18 protein-coding genes are annotated in these 16,526 nt (G+C 58.0%); 2 read left to right on the forward strand and 16 right to left on the reverse strand.

What is annotated here, in order from left to right:
* Positions 1-65: 65 nt before the first annotated feature.
* Positions 66-1,061 carry an ABC transporter permease subunit gene (locus OGV85_RS18700; protein WP_003031803.1) on the reverse strand — a complete coding sequence of 332 codons (996 nt, stop codon included), beginning with the start codon at positions 1,059-1,061 and terminating at the stop codon, positions 66-68.
* Positions 1,054-2,577, reverse strand: a complete 1,524-nt coding sequence (locus tag OGV85_RS18705) for a sugar ABC transporter ATP-binding protein (protein WP_032948336.1) — start codon at positions 2,575-2,577, stop codon at positions 1,054-1,056. The genes OGV85_RS18700 and OGV85_RS18705 overlap by 8 nt, the downstream gene beginning before the upstream one ends.
* A gap of 114 nt (positions 2,578-2,691) precedes the next feature.
* Here OGV85_RS18705 and OGV85_RS18710 point away from each other — a divergent pair, with 114 nt between their 5' ends.
* On the forward strand, positions 2,692-4,956 hold the full coding sequence (locus OGV85_RS18710; protein WP_049016275.1) for a hybrid sensor histidine kinase/response regulator: 2,265 nt from the start codon (positions 2,692-2,694) through the stop codon (positions 4,954-4,956).
* 69 nt (positions 4,957-5,025) lie between these two features.
* Positions 5,026-5,355 carry a DDRRRQL repeat protein YjdP gene (gene yjdP, locus OGV85_RS18715; protein WP_003031807.1) on the forward strand — a complete coding sequence of 110 codons (330 nt, stop codon included), beginning with the start codon at positions 5,026-5,028 and terminating at the stop codon, positions 5,353-5,355.
* A 201-nt stretch (positions 5,356-5,556) separates the two neighbouring features.
* Here the strand turns inward: yjdP and phnP are convergent, their stop codons facing one another.
* From phnP to phnC, 14 genes are all read right to left on the reverse strand, one after another.
* On the reverse strand, positions 5,557-6,315 hold the full coding sequence (gene phnP / locus OGV85_RS18720; protein WP_003844762.1) for a phosphonate metabolism protein PhnP: 759 nt from the start codon (positions 6,313-6,315) through the stop codon (positions 5,557-5,559).
* An 8-nt stretch (positions 6,316-6,323) separates the two neighbouring features.
* Positions 6,324-6,758: an aminoalkylphosphonate N-acetyltransferase gene (gene phnO, locus OGV85_RS18725; RefSeq protein WP_061547512.1), complete on the reverse strand. Its 435-nt coding sequence runs from the start codon at positions 6,756-6,758 to the stop codon at positions 6,324-6,326.
* Positions 6,745-7,299 (reverse strand): ribose 1,5-bisphosphokinase, encoded by a 555-nt coding sequence (gene phnN, locus OGV85_RS18730; protein ID WP_032948343.1) that lies wholly within the window; start codon positions 7,297-7,299, stop codon positions 6,745-6,747. The genes phnO and phnN overlap by 14 nt, the downstream gene beginning before the upstream one ends.
* Positions 7,300-7,301: 2 nt before the next feature.
* Complete coding sequence (gene phnM, locus OGV85_RS18735) at positions 7,302-8,438, reverse strand: alpha-D-ribose 1-methylphosphonate 5-triphosphate diphosphatase (protein WP_003031811.1); 1,137 nt, start codon at positions 8,436-8,438, stop codon at positions 7,302-7,304.
* Positions 8,435-9,115 (reverse strand): phosphonate C-P lyase system protein PhnL, encoded by a 681-nt coding sequence (gene phnL, locus OGV85_RS18740; RefSeq protein WP_003031813.1) that lies wholly within the window; start codon positions 9,113-9,115, stop codon positions 8,435-8,437. Before phnL ends, phnM begins: the two co-directional genes overlap by 4 nt.
* An 89-nt stretch (positions 9,116-9,204) precedes the next feature.
* Positions 9,205-9,963 carry a phosphonate C-P lyase system protein PhnK gene (gene phnK, locus OGV85_RS18745; protein WP_003844769.1) on the reverse strand — a complete coding sequence of 253 codons (759 nt, stop codon included), beginning with the start codon at positions 9,961-9,963 and terminating at the stop codon, positions 9,205-9,207.
* Positions 9,960-10,751 carry an alpha-D-ribose 1-methylphosphonate 5-phosphate C-P-lyase PhnJ gene (gene phnJ, locus OGV85_RS18750; RefSeq protein ID WP_230472398.1) on the reverse strand — a complete coding sequence of 264 codons (792 nt, stop codon included), beginning with the start codon at positions 10,749-10,751 and terminating at the stop codon, positions 9,960-9,962. The genes phnK and phnJ overlap by 4 nt, the downstream gene beginning before the upstream one ends.
* Before the next feature lie 46 nt (positions 10,752-10,797).
* Positions 10,798-11,865, reverse strand: a complete 1,068-nt coding sequence (locus tag OGV85_RS18755) for a carbon-phosphorus lyase complex subunit (protein WP_003031821.1) — start codon at positions 11,863-11,865, stop codon at positions 10,798-10,800.
* The gene (gene phnH / locus OGV85_RS18760) at positions 11,865-12,449 is read right to left on the reverse strand and encodes a phosphonate C-P lyase system protein PhnH (protein ID WP_003031824.1); all 585 of its coding nucleotides are present in this window, start codon (positions 12,447-12,449) and stop codon (positions 11,865-11,867) included. The genes OGV85_RS18755 and phnH overlap by 1 nt, the downstream gene beginning before the upstream one ends.
* Positions 12,446-12,898 (reverse strand): phosphonate C-P lyase system protein PhnG, encoded by a 453-nt coding sequence (gene phnG, locus OGV85_RS18765; protein ID WP_061547514.1) that lies wholly within the window; start codon positions 12,896-12,898, stop codon positions 12,446-12,448. The genes phnH and phnG overlap by 4 nt, the downstream gene beginning before the upstream one ends.
* A complete protein-coding gene (phnF, locus tag OGV85_RS18770; RefSeq protein WP_003031826.1) occupies positions 12,899-13,624 on the reverse strand; it encodes a phosphonate metabolism transcriptional regulator PhnF in 726 nt (241 codons plus the stop codon).
* A 20-nt stretch (positions 13,625-13,644) separates the two neighbouring features.
* Positions 13,645-14,424: a phosphonate ABC transporter, permease protein PhnE gene (gene phnE, locus OGV85_RS18775; protein WP_003841119.1), complete on the reverse strand. Its 780-nt coding sequence runs from the start codon at positions 14,422-14,424 to the stop codon at positions 13,645-13,647.
* Positions 14,425-14,528: 104 nt separating this feature from the next.
* Positions 14,529-15,545 carry a phosphonate ABC transporter substrate-binding protein gene (gene phnD / locus OGV85_RS18780; RefSeq protein WP_008786961.1) on the reverse strand — a complete coding sequence of 339 codons (1,017 nt, stop codon included), beginning with the start codon at positions 15,543-15,545 and terminating at the stop codon, positions 14,529-14,531.
* Positions 15,546-15,700: 155 nt separating this feature from the next.
* Positions 15,701-16,489, reverse strand: coding sequence for a phosphonate ABC transporter ATP-binding protein (phnC, locus tag OGV85_RS18785; RefSeq protein ID WP_003031830.1), 789 nt, complete (start codon positions 16,487-16,489; stop codon positions 15,701-15,703).
* Positions 16,490-16,526: the final 37 nt, after the last annotated feature.

The following is a 16,526-nucleotide window of genomic DNA, read 5'->3' on the forward strand; positions in this document are numbered from 1 at the left end:
TGTTGTTATACGCCTGATGGCGCTGCGCTTATCAGGCCTACGAATGAGTAGGCCAGTAAGCTTGTCTATGCACTTTGATGGTGTCGGGTACGGTATTTGTCGATCAGCACCGCTATGATGATCACCGCCCCTTTGATCACCAATTGCCAGAAATAGGAGACGCCCATCAGCGTCATGCCGTTATTGAGCGTGGCAATGATCAACGCCCCCACCAGCGTGCCGGTGATGGTGCCGATCCCGCCAACAAAGCTGGTGCCGCCGAGGATCACCGCCGCGATGGCGTCCAGTTCGTAACCCATACCTAAGTTGCCGTTGGCGCTGTACAGCCGCGAGGCGCTCATCACCCCGCCAAGACCTGAGAGCAAACCGCTCATGCCGTAGACGAACAGCAGCACCAGCCACACTTTGATCCCGGTTAAGCGCGCGGCCTGCATATTGCCGCCAACCGCATAGATATGAACGCCGAGCGTTGTGCGCCTAAGAATGAACCAGCACACCACCACCACCGCCAGCGCAATGACCACCAGCCACGGAACCGGACCGAGATAGTTGTTGCCGATCCACTCAAAGCTGATGTTGGAGTTAATCACCGTCGTGCCGTCCGCCAGCAGATAGGCCGCGCCGCGCAGCGCCGTATAGGTTCCAAGCGTGACGATAAACGGCGGCAGGCCGGCAAAAGCGACCAGCGCGCCGTTAAACAACCCCAGCACCATGCCGAGCAACAGTGCAGCAGGGACTGACAGCATGGCAAACTCAGGAATGAGAGAAACCACCATGGCTGCGACGGCGGTGGTGCCGAGAATCGAACCAACCGAAAGATCGATGCCGCCGGTTAAAATAATGAAGGTCATGCCAGCGGCCAGCACGATGTTGATCGACGCCTGGCGGGTAATATTCAGCAGGTTGCTTTCGGTAAAAAAGTTAGGCGCGATAAAGCCAAAAACCGCCACTATCAGGATGAGAATCGGTAAGATACCGACCGTTTGCATCAGATCGCTCATCAGCATTTTTTTTGCGGAGGCGGATTTCGCCACCTGCTGGGGAGTGGTTGGATTATTCATGGGGCACCGCCTGATGATGGGAGTCGTTCACGCCGGTTGCCAGCGTCATAATATTTTCCTGGGTAATACTTTGTCCGTTCAGCTCGCCGGCAATACTGCCTTCGCGCATGACGTACACGCGGTCGCTCATCCCGACCACTTCCGGTAGTTCGCTGGAGATCATCAGGATCGCCACGCCTTTGCGCGCCATATCGTTCATGATCCGGTAGATCTCGCTTTTGGCGCCGACGTCCACGCCGCGCGTCGGTTCATCGAGGATCAAAATGCGTGGCCCGATCGCCACCCAGCGCGAAATCAGCAGCTTTTGCTGGTTGCCGCCGGACAAGCCGCCTGCGCGGACCTGGGCATGCGGGACGCGAATATTGAGCAATTTGATGGCGTCATCGGAAATCGCCTGCGCCTTTTTGCGATCGAGCATGCCCCAGTTCGCGTCACGTTCCAGCGTTGCCATGGTGATGTTTTCTGCCGCTGCCAGCTCTAAAAATAATCCCTGCTCTTTGCGGTTTTCCGTCAGAAAGCCAATGCCGTGGTCAATTGCTTCGCGCGGGGAGTGGATCACCACCGGTTCACCGTCCACTTCAATCATGCCGCCGATGGCTTTGCGCACGCCAAAAATCAGCTGCGCCAGTTCAGAACGCCCTGCGCCGACTAACCCGGCCAGGCCGACGATCTCCCCGGAGCGCACCAGCAAGCTGCACGGCTGGACCTTATGGCCGTCGGTAAGGTGATGGACGTTGAGGCGTGCTTTACCTAAGGGAATATCGCGCTCTTTGTTGAACAGATCGCTCAACGGACGGCCCACCATCATGCGCACCAGCTCCGAGGCGTTGAGCTTGTCGCGGGTCAGGCTGCCAACATATTGCCCGTCGCGCAGGACGCTGACGCGATCGGAGAGTTCGTAAACTTCCGCCATGCGGTGGCTGATGTAGATAATCGCCATCCCCTCATCGCGCAGGCGCATGATCAGTTCAAACAGGCGGTGGGTTTCACGTGAGGAGAGGGCGGCGGTGGGTTCATCCATCACCAGAATGCGGCTGTTACGGTGCAGGGCACGGGCAATTTCAACCTGCTGCTGTTCGGCGATGGTCAACGTCATCACACGGTCGCTGGCCTTAAACTGGGCACCGAGTCGGTCGATGACTTTCTGTGACTGCATGATCATCTCTTTACGCTGGACCAGACCGCCGCGCGACAGCTCGCTGCCAAGAAAGATATTTTCTGCCACCGTCAGGTTCGGCGCGAGCTGCATCTCCTGGTAAATCAGCGTGATGCCTGCGCTCAGCGCATCTTTGGGACCGCGAATGTGAAACGGCTGACCGTCAATCAGGATTTCACCGCTGGTGGCGGTATAGGCGCCCGCGAGGATCTTCATCAGGGTGCTTTTCCCCGCACCGTTCTCGCCCATCAGGGCATGAATCTCGCCCGGCCAGACCGTTAAATCGACCCCTTTCAGCGCGTAAAATTTGCCAAACGCTTTAGCAATGTTGCGCATCTCCAGAACCGGTGTCCTGCTCATGGCGGATCTCCTGTGGGGTGGCCGATATCAGCAGTCCATCACAGGAATGTAAATGCAAAATGTCAGAAGCCGTTCATATTTGTCATATTGCGATTTTTCTTCACGGAGCGTGATATGCCGCAACCGGGACGTCACTTTTTCGCCAGTGCGCGTGGACGATTGCTGTTCTTCAATCTGCTGGTGGTGGCGGTCACGCTGATGGTGAGCGGCGTGGCGGTGCTGGGGTTTCAGCACGCAAGCCAGATCCAGGAGCAGGTGCAGCAGCAAACCGTTGACGACATGACCGGCAGCATGAACCTGGCACGGGATACGGCGAACGTCGCGACAGCGGCGGTGCGGTTGTCGCAGGTAGTCGGGGCGCTGGAATACAAAGGGGAAGCGGAGCGGCTGCAGGAGACGCAAAGGGCGCTGAAGCAGTCGCTGGAACAACTGGCTACCGCGCCGCTGGCACAGCAAGAGCCGGTGCTGGTCGAGCGAATTATCCAGCGCAGTAATGAACTACAAAGCAGCGTGGAAGGGATGTTGCAGCGCGGTCAGCGGCGGCACCTGGAACGTAACGCGCTGCTCAGTTCGCTGTATCAGAATCAAAGCTATTTACGTCATCTGCAAAAGCTCACCGGCGCGCAGGACGATGTGCTGCTGGGGCAGATGGACCGCTTAATTGTTGCCGCCATCGACACGCCCACGCCGCGTTCAGTGGTGAAACAACTGGATGCGGTGATGCCCGCTCTTCCCTTGTTTCATGCCAATCCGCTGATTAGCGGTATCCTCAACGACTTCAACCAGGAGCTGCATAAGCTGGAGCCGCTCTCTTCCGCGCTGGAGCAAAGCGATTTGGCCATCAATTGGTATATGTTCCACATCAAAGCGTTGGTGGCGATCCTCAACAGCGATATCAACCAGTATGCCTCGCAGGTGGCGTTGATCTCAGAGCAGCGGGTGGCGCAAAGCCATCAGGAACTGCAATCCGGCGCGTTGTTTATTTTAGTGTTTGCGCTGCTGGCGGTGGTGATCACCGGTTTTGCCGGGTGGTATATCTACCGTAATCTCGGCTCCAACCTAACGGCCATTTCGCGGGCGATGACCCGGCTGGCGCACGGTGAATCAGACGTCAGTGTCCCGGCCCTGCAGCGGCGCGATGAGCTGGGCGAGCTGGCCCGCGCCTTTAGCGTCTTTGCCCGCAATACGGCATCGCTGGAGCACACCACCCGACTGCTAAAAGAAAAAACCAGCCAGATGGAAATCGATCGCACCGAGCGTCAGGGGCTGGAAGAAGCGCTGTTGCACAGCCAAAAGCTGAAGGCGGTGGGGCAACTGACGGGTGGATTAGCGCATGATTTCAATAACCTGCTGGCAGTGATTATTGGCAGTCTGGATTTGGTGAATCCGGAGTCGCCCGATGCGCCACGGGTCAATCGGGCGCTAAAAGCCGCCGAGCGCGGGGCGCTGCTTACCCAACGGCTGCTGGCCTTTTCGCGCAAACAGTCATTGCACCCTCATGCGGTGGAGCTGAAAACGCTGCTGGAAAACCTGGGCGAACTGATGCGCCACTCTCTTCCGGCCACGTTGACGCTGGAGATTGAAGCCCAGTCGCCTGCCTGGCCCGCGTGGATTGACGTCAGCCAACTGGAAAACGCCATTATCAATCTGGTGATGAACGCCCGTGACGCCATGGACGGGCAGGCGGGCACGATAAAAATCCGTACCTGGAATCAACGGGTTACGCGCAGCGATGGGCGTAAGCAGGACATGGTGATGCTGGAGGTAGCCGACCAGGGAAGTGGGATGTCGCAGGCAGTGAAAGCGCAGGTCTTCGAGCCCTTTTTCACCACCAAACAGACCGGCAGCGGCAGTGGGCTGGGGCTGTCGATGGTTTACGGTTTTGTGCGCCAGTCCGGTGGCCGGGTGGAGATTGAAAGCGCCCCCGGGCAGGGAACGACTGTCCGGCTGCAACTGCCTCGCGCCGTTGTTCCGGTGCAGGCTCAAGTGGAAGCGGTAGCGCAACACACAACGACCAACGATGAAAAACTGGTGTTGGTGCTCGAGGATGAGGACGATGTACGCCAGACGTTGTGCGAGCAATTACACCTGCTGGGCTACCTGACGTTAGAGGCCGCCAACGGCGAACAGGCGATGCATATGCTGGCGGCTTCATCCGAGATTGATATTTTTATCAGCGACTTAATGCTGCCAGGTGGTTTAAGCGGCGTGGATGTGGTTAACCATGCCCAGGCACATTATCCGCAGTTGTCCATCCTGCTGATGAGCGGTCAGGATTTACGCCCGGCGCATAACCCGGCGCTGCCGGATGTGGCACTATTGCGTAAGCCTTTTACCCGGGGAGAACTGGCGCAGGCGCTGCGGCATTCGCGTAATTGAGATTCCTCCGCTACCCGCGCAAATACGCTTTGGTTACCGTGGGGCGAGTTTCTTGATGAGGCTGGTTTTATGCAACGCTCCGCGACATTCCTTCTTTTTAGTTTGCTGATGCTGACCACCGTATCGGCGCAGGCGGATATTATCGATGACGCCATTGGTAATATTCAGCAGGCGATAAACGACGCATACAAACCGGACAACGGGCGGGATTATGATGATTCCCGTGATGAAAGCTGGCAGCGCCAGATGAGTGACGACCGGCGCAGGCAATATGACAATCGCCGCCGCCAGTTTGAAGATCGACGTCGCCAACTGGATGACCGTCAGCGCCAGCTTGATCAAGAACGGCGTCAGTTAGAAGACGAAGAACGCAGAATGGAAGAAGATTACGATCGTTAACTGTAACTATCTAAATGTAAGAATATTTTATCCCCTGTAAGGGATTTCGCTGTCAGCTCAACATCTCGCCATTTTATGTCAATGCATGCACTTGAGCACAGTGCATGTATGCATTGCAATCTCTCTATGCTTATGGAAAAGTCGCCTGGCTGTCGTCTTGTCGGCCGGATAAGATGTTTTCATCGCATCCGGCAAATTTCCTTACTCCAGCATAATCTCCATTCCGTCATATCCTGCCTCAAACCCTGCGGGAAGCTGGTTTTCCATCATCCACAGGTCGAACTGATGGCTGATATGCGTCAGGATCACCCGTGGACAGCGGATAACGTCGTTCAACGCGATAACGGTATTTAAATCACAGTGATTGCGCGGTGGCTCGGCGCGCGGGGCATGGCTGCAGTCGATGATAATCACTTGGGGTTGGTTATTGTGGAGAAACTTCAGCGTCTTGTCGGGAAGTCCGGCGGTATCGGAGAGCCACGCCACGCGGCTATGTGCGGTCTCCAGCAGATAACCAAACGTCAGCTTTGAATGGTTGAGCGGTAGCGGCGTGACCTGCAATCCTTGCAGGTCAAACACTACGAATGGCGCGACGGTATGGCTAAAATCGAGGATACCGGGATGCTTAAACAGATCGTCGCAACCCTGTTCATCCGGCGGTCCGTACACCGGGATAGTCGCCCCCACGCCCCAGCGCAGCGGAAACAGCCCCTGCACGTGATCCATATGATAGTGGGTCAACAGAAACTGCTGGAAGCTGCCCGCTGGCCAGTCGTCCATCAGATGCGGGATCCCCGCGTCCAGCAGCGTCACCGCATTGTTGAATTTGACCACCCCGCTACAAGGGCGTCGACGATATTGCGCCTGTAAGCGTGCTCGTTGGCAGGCCGCACAGTCGCAGCCAAATGTCGGCACCAGCTGTGCGCCGCCCGTTCCCGTTAGCGTAATGGTCAGACTCATGGCTCCCCCTACAGCGGTTTGGTGAAGCGAAAATGGCTCATGGTATAGCCTTCGCGCTGGTAAAAACGGTGTGCGTCAAGGCGTTGGGTGCTGGTGGAAAGCTCGGTGACTTCTGCGCCCGCTTCGCGTGCGGCGGCTTCGGCCCAGGCCAGTAGCTGGCTGCCAACCCTTAACCCTCGCGCCTGCGGCATCACCACCAGTTCCTGGATTTCGCCAATCCAGTTGGCGTGGTGAAGATGAAACTGCAGGTGTAGACCGATCAAGCCGACGACCTGTCCGTCGATCAGTGCCAGCTGGTAGTGCATATTGGCATCTTGCAGATTAACGGCGTAACCAGCGCTAAAAGCCTGCAGGTCAAATTGACCCTGCTTCAACTCGCAGATGAGCGCGTAAACCGCATCGGTATCGTAGAGCGTGGCGCGGCGTAATTCACAGACAGACATGTTTCTTCTCCTTGCGTCCCATCAGTGCGAGCAGTGTATCGACAGACTGTAGCAAACTACCATCGTTATTCAGGACGTGGCAGTCATACGGGGCGTAGCGGGCTGCGCGTTCAAGACGGGCGGCGATTTCCGTTTCGCTCTCCCGCCCACGAGCCTGCAGGCGCTGGCGGAGAACTGCCGGAGAAACCTGTAAGCAAATGGGAAGCAAAGAAGCGCCATAACGGGCCTGCGCCTGGGGCAGATGCGCACGCGAGCCGTTGACCACCACATCAAAACCAGCGTGCAGCCAGAGGTCTATCTCCACGCCGACGCCGTAGTAGAAACCGTTGGCGTGCCAGCTCAGCGCCAGCAGATTCTGCCCGGCGCGGGTAAAAAACTCTGGTTCACTTAGCGCAATATGATTTTCATTCCCGGCGTTGGCGGCGCGGGTGATGTAGCGATGCGCCACCAGCAGTTGCGCCGGTTCCTGCTGGCGCAATTCTGCCAGCAGACTGTCCTTACCGGAGCCGGACGGCCCCATCAGCCAGATCAGTTTACCCATAGTCAGAATACCCTTTTGCCCTGACGCCAGACGTGGTCGATATGGATGTTGCCGCCTTTGCGATGCGCCAGCACCAGATCCGCGCGTTTACCTTCGGCAATAACGCCGCGATCGTCGAGATTTAAGGCCCGCGCCGGATTGCGGGTCACCAGACGAATAGCCTGCGACAGCGTAAAGCGGTTAGCGTCGTCATCCGCTACGCGAAATGCCGCATCGAGCAGGCTGGCGGGGTAGTAGTCGGAGGAGAGAATATCCAGCAGCCCCAGCTCAGCCAGCCTATGTGCCGCCACGTTGCCGGAGTGAGAACCGCCGCGCACGATGTTAGGTGCGCCCATCAGCACGTTCATGCCATGCTGGCGTGAGGCATCGGCGGCTTCGAAAGTTGTGGGAAATTCGGCGATCACGCTGCCAAGTTGATGCGATTCCAGCACATGATCGCAGGTGGCATCGTCATGGCTCGCCAGCGCAATCTGGCGCTCACGGCACATCTGGGCAATCGCCGTGCGGTTGGGCTGTGACCAACGCGCAGCCAGCGCTAACTGTTCTTCTTCATAACGGGCCATCTGCTCGTCGGTGAGCGAATACTTGCCCTGATAATACTCGCGGTACTTCTCACGATTGGCGAACTGACGCTGGCCGGGGGAATGATCCATCAGCGACACCAGCGTCACCGGCTCACGACCGACCAGTTTTTCAAACAGCGGCAGGGTAGTGTGATGCGGCAGCTCGCAGCGCAGGTGCAAGCGGTGCTCGGCGCGATTGACCCCACGCTTTTGCGTCTCTTCCACCGCGTTGATCATCTTCTCCAGATTTTCCAGACGGTCACCACCGTCGCGCACATCGCCAATCGCCACTGCGTCCAGCACGGTGGTAATGCCGCTGGCGACCATTAGCGCGTCGTGGCTGCTCATCGCCGAGTGGGCAGGCCAATCTACCTTCGGGCGCGGGGTAAAAAATTTGTCGAGATTATCGGTATGCAGCTCGATAAGCCCTGGCAGCAGCCAGCCGCCTTCGCCGTCCAGCGCCTCAGGTAGGCTGCTCGGACTTTCAGCAAAGGCGCGAATGACCCCGCCCTCGATTTCCAGCGATCCTTGCACCACGTCATCTTCCAGTACCAGCTTTACATTATTGATAATCATGCTGTTGTTCCCATCAGATGCAGACGATCCGCTACGCGGTCGCGCACGGTTTGATCGTGAAAAATACCGACAATTGCTGCGCCGCGGGCTTTTGCTTCTTCAATCAATGCGACGACGGCGGCGCTATTTTTGGCGTCCAGCGAGGCGGTGGGTTCATCGAGCAGCAGAATCGGGTAATCGACGATAAACCCGCGGGCGATGTTGACGCGCTGCTGTTCGCCACCGGAGAAGGTCGACGGTGCCAGGTGCCACAGCCGCTCCGGCACGTTCAGGCGGGTAAGCAGGTTAGCCGCTTTGGCTGCACACTCCTCACGGGAGACACCCAGATCCAGCAGCGGTTGCATCACCACATCCAGCGCGGAAATCCTCGGGATTACGCGCAGGAACTGGCTCACCCAGCCGATGGTTGAACGGCGAACTTCCAACACTTTGCGCGCTGGGGCCTGCACCAGATCGACCCACTCATCGCTGTGGCGAATGTGGATGTGTCCTTCATCCGGCAGATAGTTGGCGTACAGCGATCGCAGCAGCGTGGACTTGCCGCTACCCGAGTGACCGTGCAGCACCACGCATTCGCCATTTTTCACTTCCAGCGTGGCGTTTTGCAGCACCGGCAGACGCACGCCGTTTTGCTGATGCAGGACAAAAGTTTTACTGATGTTTTCAACGCGAATCATTTGAGCCTCATGGTTCTTATTGCCGGATGGCGCTGCGCTTATCCGGCCTACAAACAGCGCCCCGTAAGCTGCCATCCGGCATCCGATGTTTAATTTTGCAAAACGGACGACACCAGCAACTGGGTGTACGGATGGTGCGGGTCGTCGAGCACGCGGTCGGTTAACCCACTTTCCACCACCTGACCCTGCTTCATCACCAGCAAACGGTCTGCCAGCAGACGCGCCACACCCAAATCGTGGGTGACAATGACCACTGCAAGATCCAGTTCCACCACCAGGCCGCGCAGCAGGTCCAGCAGTTTGGCCTGTACCGAAACGTCCAGCCCGCCGGTGGGTTCGTCCATAAACACCAGTTTGGGATGGGTGACGAGGTTGCGGGCGATCTGCAGGCGCTGCTGCATACCGCCGGAAAAGGTGGTTGGCAGGTCGTCAATACGCGAGGCAGGGATCTCCACCTCCTCCAGCCAGCGCTGCGCGGTGGCGCGGATATCGCCGTAGTGACGCGCGCCAGTGGCCATCAGGCGTTCGCCGATATTGCCGCCTGCGGAGACCTGACGGCGCAGGCCATCCAGCGGATGCTGATGCACCACGCCCCATTCGGTGCGCAGCAGACGGCGACGGTCGGCCTCGTTCATGCCGTACAGCGAACGGTTCTGATACAAAATCTCACCGCTCTGCGGCGTCAGCCGTGAAGAGATCGATTTCAGCAGCGTGGTTTTGCCAGAACCGGACTCGCCGACGATACCCAGCACTTCGCCTGGCCACAGGTCAAAAGAGACATCGCTGAAGCCCTTGCCCGGCGCGTAGAGATGGGTCAGGTTGTTGACTGAAAGCAGCGGTTGCGTCATTTGCTGAGGGCCTCGCTCTGTTGGCGGCAGTAATCGGTGTCGGAGCAGACAAACATGCGTTTGCCGCTGTCATCGAGCACCACTTCATCGAGATAGCTGTGGGTTGAGCCGCAGATGGCACAAGGTTCATCCCAGCTCTGCACGGTAAACGGGTGATCGTCGAAATCGAGACTTTCCACGCGGGTGTAAGGTGGAACGGCATAGATGCGTTTTTCGCGGCCTGCGCCAAACAGTTGCAGGGCTGGCATCATGTCCATCTTCGGATTGTCGAATTTCGGGATGGGCGACGGGTCCATGACGTAGCGGCCGTTGACCTTCACCGGATAGGCGTAAGTGGTGGCGATATGACCGAAGCGGGCGATATCTTCATACAGTTTCACCTGCATGATGCCGTACTCTTCCAGCGCGTGCATGGTGCGAGTTTCCGTTTCACGCGGTTCGATAAAGCGTAGCGGCTCGGGGATCGGTACCTGGAAGATGATTATTTGATCTTCCACCAGCGGCGTCTCCGGGATGCGGTGGCGGGTCTGGATCAGCGTCGCATCTTCCGTACGCTCAGTGGTATTCACTCCGGTCACACGCTTGAAGAAATTACGAATCGATACGGCGTTAGTGGTGTCGTCCGCGCCCTGGTCAATCACTTTCAGCACGTCCGGCTCGCCAATCACGCTGGCGGTAAGTTGAATACCGCCGGTTCCCCATCCGTATGGCATCGGCATTTCACGGCCGCCAAACGGTACCTGGTAACCGGGGATCGCTACCGCTTTCAGAATTGCGCGGCGGATCATGCGTTTGGTCTGCTCATCAAGATAGGCAAAGTTGTAGCCGGAGAGGTTAGTGGTCACAGGTGGCCTCCTGTTGCAGGCGTTTGAGCAGTTCCAGTTCGGCCTGGAAATCGACGTAATGGGGAAGTTTGAGGTGCGAAACAAAACCCGCCGCCTCGACGTTATCCGCATGCGCCAGCACGAACTCTTCGTCCTGCGCCGGTCCTGTGACCGTTTCATCGTATTCGGCTGCCTGTAGGGCGCGGTCCACCAGCGCCATCGCCATCGCTTTACGTTCGCTCATACCGAACACCAGCCCGTAGCCGCGGGTAAAATGGGGGGATTCATTTTCTGGCGCGACAAATCCGTTGACCATTTCACATTCCGTCATCAGCAGTTCGCCGACGTTCACCGCAAATCCCAGCTCTTCCGGTACGGTTTCCAGTGCCACATAGCCGCTACGGATTTCGGCGGCAAACGGGTGGTTGCGCCCGTAGCCGCGCTGGGTGGAGTAGGCCAGCGCCAGCAAATATCCCTCGTCACCACGCATCAGCTGTTGCAGACGTGAAGCGCGTGAGCAGGGGTAAACCGGTGGCGTGCGGGTGATGTCGTCGGGTGTTGCGCCATCATCCTCTTCACGTTTAGCCAGGCCCTGGTTCGCCAGCAGGGAAAAGACGTGCGGGGAGGCATCTTGTTCGCTCTCAGCGGTGCGCAGCGGCGGCGCTTCACCGTTCGCCAGCAGGGTAAAATCCAGCAGACGATGGGTGTAGTCGTAGGTTGGACCCAACAGCTGCCCGCCGGGAATATCCTTGTAGACCGCGGAGATTCTGCGCTCAAGACGCATTTCTGCGCTGTTAACCGGTTCGCTGACAGCTACCTTTGCCAGCGTAGTGCGGTAGGCGCGGAGCAAAAAGATGGCCTCGACGTTATCGCCGCTGGCCTGTTTGAGCGCCAGTGCAGCCAGTTCGCGGTCAGCGATGCCACCTTCGGTCATCACCCGATCAACGGCCAGGTTCATCTGCTGTTCGATTTGCGCCACGCTCAGTTCAGCAATGGTCTCATCGCCCCGGCGTCGGTTTTCCTGCAGGGCGTGGGCGTTGGCTATCGCCTTTTCGCCCCCTTTGACGGCGACGTACATCAGCACACCTCCACATGGGTGGTTCGCGGAATAGCCAGCAGGCGTTCGCCACAGGTGAGGATCAGATCGACCCCCAGTGGGAACGGATGCGGGCGTTCGGTGAGTTCGTGAATCAGGCATTCCGGCAGCTGTGGCGCGATCATGCGCTCTTCGGCGATGCCCGCGCCGGTCAGACGCAGCATGCGTCCGCCGCTTAAGCCAGAGACCTGCACAATCAACGTGGCGCTGGTTTCTGGCGCGACGGCGGAACCGGCGGAGAGGGCGTTAAGCTGTTCGCTGCTGATACGTTCGTCGGCGACGGCAAAGGCCGCCAGCTGTGGCTGATCCACCAGCGGCGCGTTGGTGTGAAAACGCAGGTTCTGCCGGGCGATATCGTTATCCATCGACGGTGCCAGCCAGACCGGCGTGTCGCCATCGACCAGGGTCAGCAGCACGCTGGTGGTCGCCAGACCCAGCGGCTGCCAGCCGTGTTTCAGCTGATGCAGGGCGACGATTACGCCCGGTTCGCTCATGGCTTTCAGCAGGCGACGAAAGCTCTGCTGAGCATCCTGAACGGGTAAATTAAATGCGGTCTGTAAGGTCATGCGTTATCTCCGCGTACCAGCGTGAAGAAGTCGACCCGGCTGGCGTTGACTTCGGCACAGCGTGCGTTAATCAACGCATCGCGTTCCGCTTCCAGCGGGGCAATTAAGGTTTCCATTAGGTTCTGGAAATGCGTTTGTTCCTGCAGTAGCGCGTCAATTACCGCGCACTGCTCGGCATGTTGTTTATTGCGTCCCAGCAGGTAGCTGTAACCCAGCGTGCCGCTCTTCAGGCGTACCACTGCGCGGGTAAGCGTGGTGTCACCGGCAAAGAAGCGGTTACCGGTACCGCCCATACGGGCCTGGATCTGCATCAGTCCGCTTTCCGGTGCGCGGATAAGTTCATAGTCCGGCGTCAATTTGAGCGCGTTGATGCGGACGTTCAGGGCATCGGCATTGCTGTAAGCCAGCGCGCGCATCCAGCGCTGGCGGGTGGCGGTATCGAAATGCATTCAGTGCTCCATAGTGAATTCGATCATGTCGGCGCGGGTCAGGCTGACGGAGTATTCCGCCGCGTGTTCTTCGCCTTCACGGTGGTTCAGGGTGCGCACGCACAGCAGCGGCGCCATATTGGGGATTTCCAGCACCTTGCTCTCTTTGGCCTGCGCGCGGCGGGCGCTGATGCGCGTTTGCGTGCGCAGCAGCGTCAGACCTGATTGTTGGCGCAGATAGTCGTGCAGTGAGCCGCTGTTAAAGCCTTGCAGCAGCGGCCACAGCGTGAGGTCGGAAAAATAGTGGTCGATCTGGCACAGTGCGATCCCGTTAACCCGGCGCAGGGTACGCAGGTGAATCACGTTATCGCCCTCGTTTATGCTGAGCGCATCGGCAATGTGGCTGGAGGCCGGACGCAGCACCGCCAGCAGTTTTTCGCTGGTGGGGTGGCTGCCCTGGTCCAGCAGGTTCTGACTAAAGCGTGCCTGGGCATTAAGCGGGTAATCGAACGGGCGCATCAGCACCAGCACGCCGACTCCCTGGCGACGCTGAACCCAACCGCGTTCAACCAACTGGTCAATGGCGCGGCGCAGAGTGTGGCGGTTTACCTCGAAGCGCGCGGCAAGCTGATGCTCGGCGGGCAGATAGTCACCGCAGCGATAATGTTGACGTAGCTCCTGCTCAAGTCTCGCGGCAATTTCCTGATAACGCGTTGGATAACTGGTCGGATGTGTAGACAAGTGCATAGCAATCAATGCCTCGCTAATCAGATAAAGTGCTTACGCAAACGCTGGGAAAGGAAATCCAGCAGGCTGACGGTGACGATGATTAACACCATCAGGGCGCAGGTTTGCTGGAACTGAAAGCCGCGAATCGCTTCCCATAAGGTCACGCCAATACCACCTGCGCCCACCATGCCGACTACCGTGGCTGAGCGAACATTGGATTCAAAGCGATACAGCGAGTAGGAGATAAGCAGCGGCATGACCTGTGGCAGAACGCCGTACAGAATCTCTTCAATTTTGTTGGCTCCGGTGGCGCGAATACCTTCTACCGGACCCGGCTCAATGGCTTCTACCGCTTCGGAAAGCAGCTTGGAGAGTACCCCGGTAGTGTGGATAAACAGCGCCATCACCCCGGCGAATGGCCCTAACCCGACGGCGACCACGAACAGCATCGCGAAGACCATTTCATTGATGGCGCGGCAGGCGTCCATCAGGCGGCGCATCGGCTGGTAAATCCACCACGGCACCAGGTTATCGGCGCACATCAGGCCGAAGGGAATCGATAGCACCACGGCGAGAGCAGTTCCCCAGACGGCAATTTGCAGGGTGACGGCCATTTCACCGAGATAGTCCTGCCACTGGCTGAAGTCCGGTGGGAAGAAGTCGGCGGCGAAGGTTGCCATATTGCCGGAATCTTCGATCAGCGTGAGCGGAGCCATTTCGGCACCTTTCCACGAGACCACCAGTACGGCGAGCAGAATGGCCCAGCTCAGTAGTGAGAACCAGCTACGTTTGGGCGGGGCGACGGTGATGGTTTGCATGTTTAGCTCCGTGCATAGGTTATTGCCGGATGGCGGCGCAGGGGCCTTATCCGGCCTACAAAACATCGTAGACCCGGTAAGCGAAGCGCCACCGGGCACCAGGGTTACTGCACCGCTTTGGTGACGCTGGTCATAGCGCCCAGTGCGGCGGTCAGACGGTCAAGGTCATCGAGCTGCGCTTTCAACGCCGAGGTTTTGCTGGTTTTCTCTTCCTCGTTCAGCCCTTTGTTGTCCTTCACACCCTGCATCTCTTTAAACAGTGCCAGCTGGCGAATCGGCACCAGTTGCAGATCGCTGGAGGCGCGGAACGGTGCCCATCCAAGGCGTTCCAGTACGGTTTTCTGTTCCGGCGTTTTGCCGTAATTCATAAAGAAGTCGTACACCTTGTCCTTGGTGGTTTCGGAGAGGTTTTTACGCCAGACGATCGGATCGCCCGGGATCAGCGGTGACTTCCAGATCACCTTCAGCTCTTTCAGCTTTTCCGGCGCGGAAGTTTTCAGCTTGTCGAGGTTTTCGGTGTTGTTGGTGGCGACATCGACCTGCTTGTTGGCGACGGCCAGGGCGTTGGTTTCGTGTCCGGCGTTAACGGTGCGTTTGAAATCGCTCGCGGAGATGTTGTTTTTGGCAAAGACGTAGTAGCCGGGAACAAGGAAGCCTGACGTTGAGTTGGGATCTCCGTTGCCGAAGGTCAGATCCTTACGTTTGGCGATCAGATCGTTCAGGTTATTGATCGGACTGTCTTTGTTAACGATCAACACGCTCCAGTAACCTGGGGATCCGTCGGCGGCAACGGTCTGGGCAAACACTTGTCCGTTCGCGCGATCCACCGCTTCCATTGCCGAGAGGTTGCCGTACCAGGCGATATCCACTTTGTTAAAGCGCATGCCCTGGATGATCCCGGCGTAGTCCGGGGCGAAGAAGGCGTTCACTTTCACGCCCAGTGATTTTTCCATGTCCTTCAGGAACGGTTCCCACTGCGGCTTCAGGTTTTGCTGTGACTCGGTCGAAATAATGCCAAAGTTCAGCGCTTTTTCTTGCTCCTCGGCATGGGCCGGGGTGAGCAGTGTGCTGAGACTAAACATGCTGGTGAAGGCCAGCGCGGCAACAGTCTTATAGCTCATGTCGTTTCCTTAATTAGTCATTGTTCCAGGCTATTTCGCTTGCCAGCCTGAATCCGGGCAGTGCTCAAAATCCTCACGTACTGCGTGTACGCTCCGGTTTTTCCGCGCTGGCCGTCTCCAGCCTGGCTGCGCCAATAACGCCTGGTTTTTTAGAACTATGCAGCCTGCGCGTTCTGTTCGACGCGGTTCATGCTGCGGTAAAGATGGTCAAAACGATCGTTATCAAAATGCTGGCTGCTGCCATCAAAGAAGACGTTGCCCTGGCGCAGCGCGACGATGCGTTCGCAGTAGCGCAGGGCGTAATCCACCTGATGCAGCGTGACGACCACGGTGATGCCGTCGGTCTGGTTGATGTCGCGTAGGGTGTCCATCACGATGCGTGCGGATTCCGGGTCCAGTGAGGCAATCGGCTCATCGGCAAGGATCACTTTGGCCTGCTGCATCAGCGCGCGGGCGATTGCGACGCGCTGCTGTTGTCCGCCCGAAAGCGTGGAAACACGCTGGTATGCAAAGTGCGCCATGCCAACGCGGGTTAACGCTTGTAATGCACGCTGTTTCTGCTCAGCGGTAAACCAGTTAAAACAGGTGCGCCAGAACGGCGTGCTGCCGAGCGCGCCAATCAGGACGTTCTCCAGCACTGTCAGGCGGTTCACCAGATTGAACTGCTGGAAGATGTAGCCGGTGTGGGCGCGGCTTTTGCGGATATCGCGCGCCAGGCGGCCTTCATGTTGAACGGTGCGGCCCAGCAGCTCGACGCGGCTACCGGGTGATTTATCACCGACGATCAAACCGCTTAAATGACGTAAAAGGGTGGATTTGCCGGAGCCGGACGGCCCAAGCAGAGCCACCATCTCACCGGAACAGATATTCAGATCAACCGCATTGAGCGCCTGATGTTGATTGAAGGACTTGGAGAGTTTTTCGACGCGAATAATCGTTTGCATGCTGCGGCCTCCCTAAAAAAGTGGCCCCATCGTGGCG

This window comes from Citrobacter sp. Cf132, from assembly GCF_030333885.1.
In the GTDB taxonomy this organism is placed as follows: Bacteria; Pseudomonadota; Gammaproteobacteria; order Enterobacterales; family Enterobacteriaceae; genus Citrobacter; species Citrobacter freundii.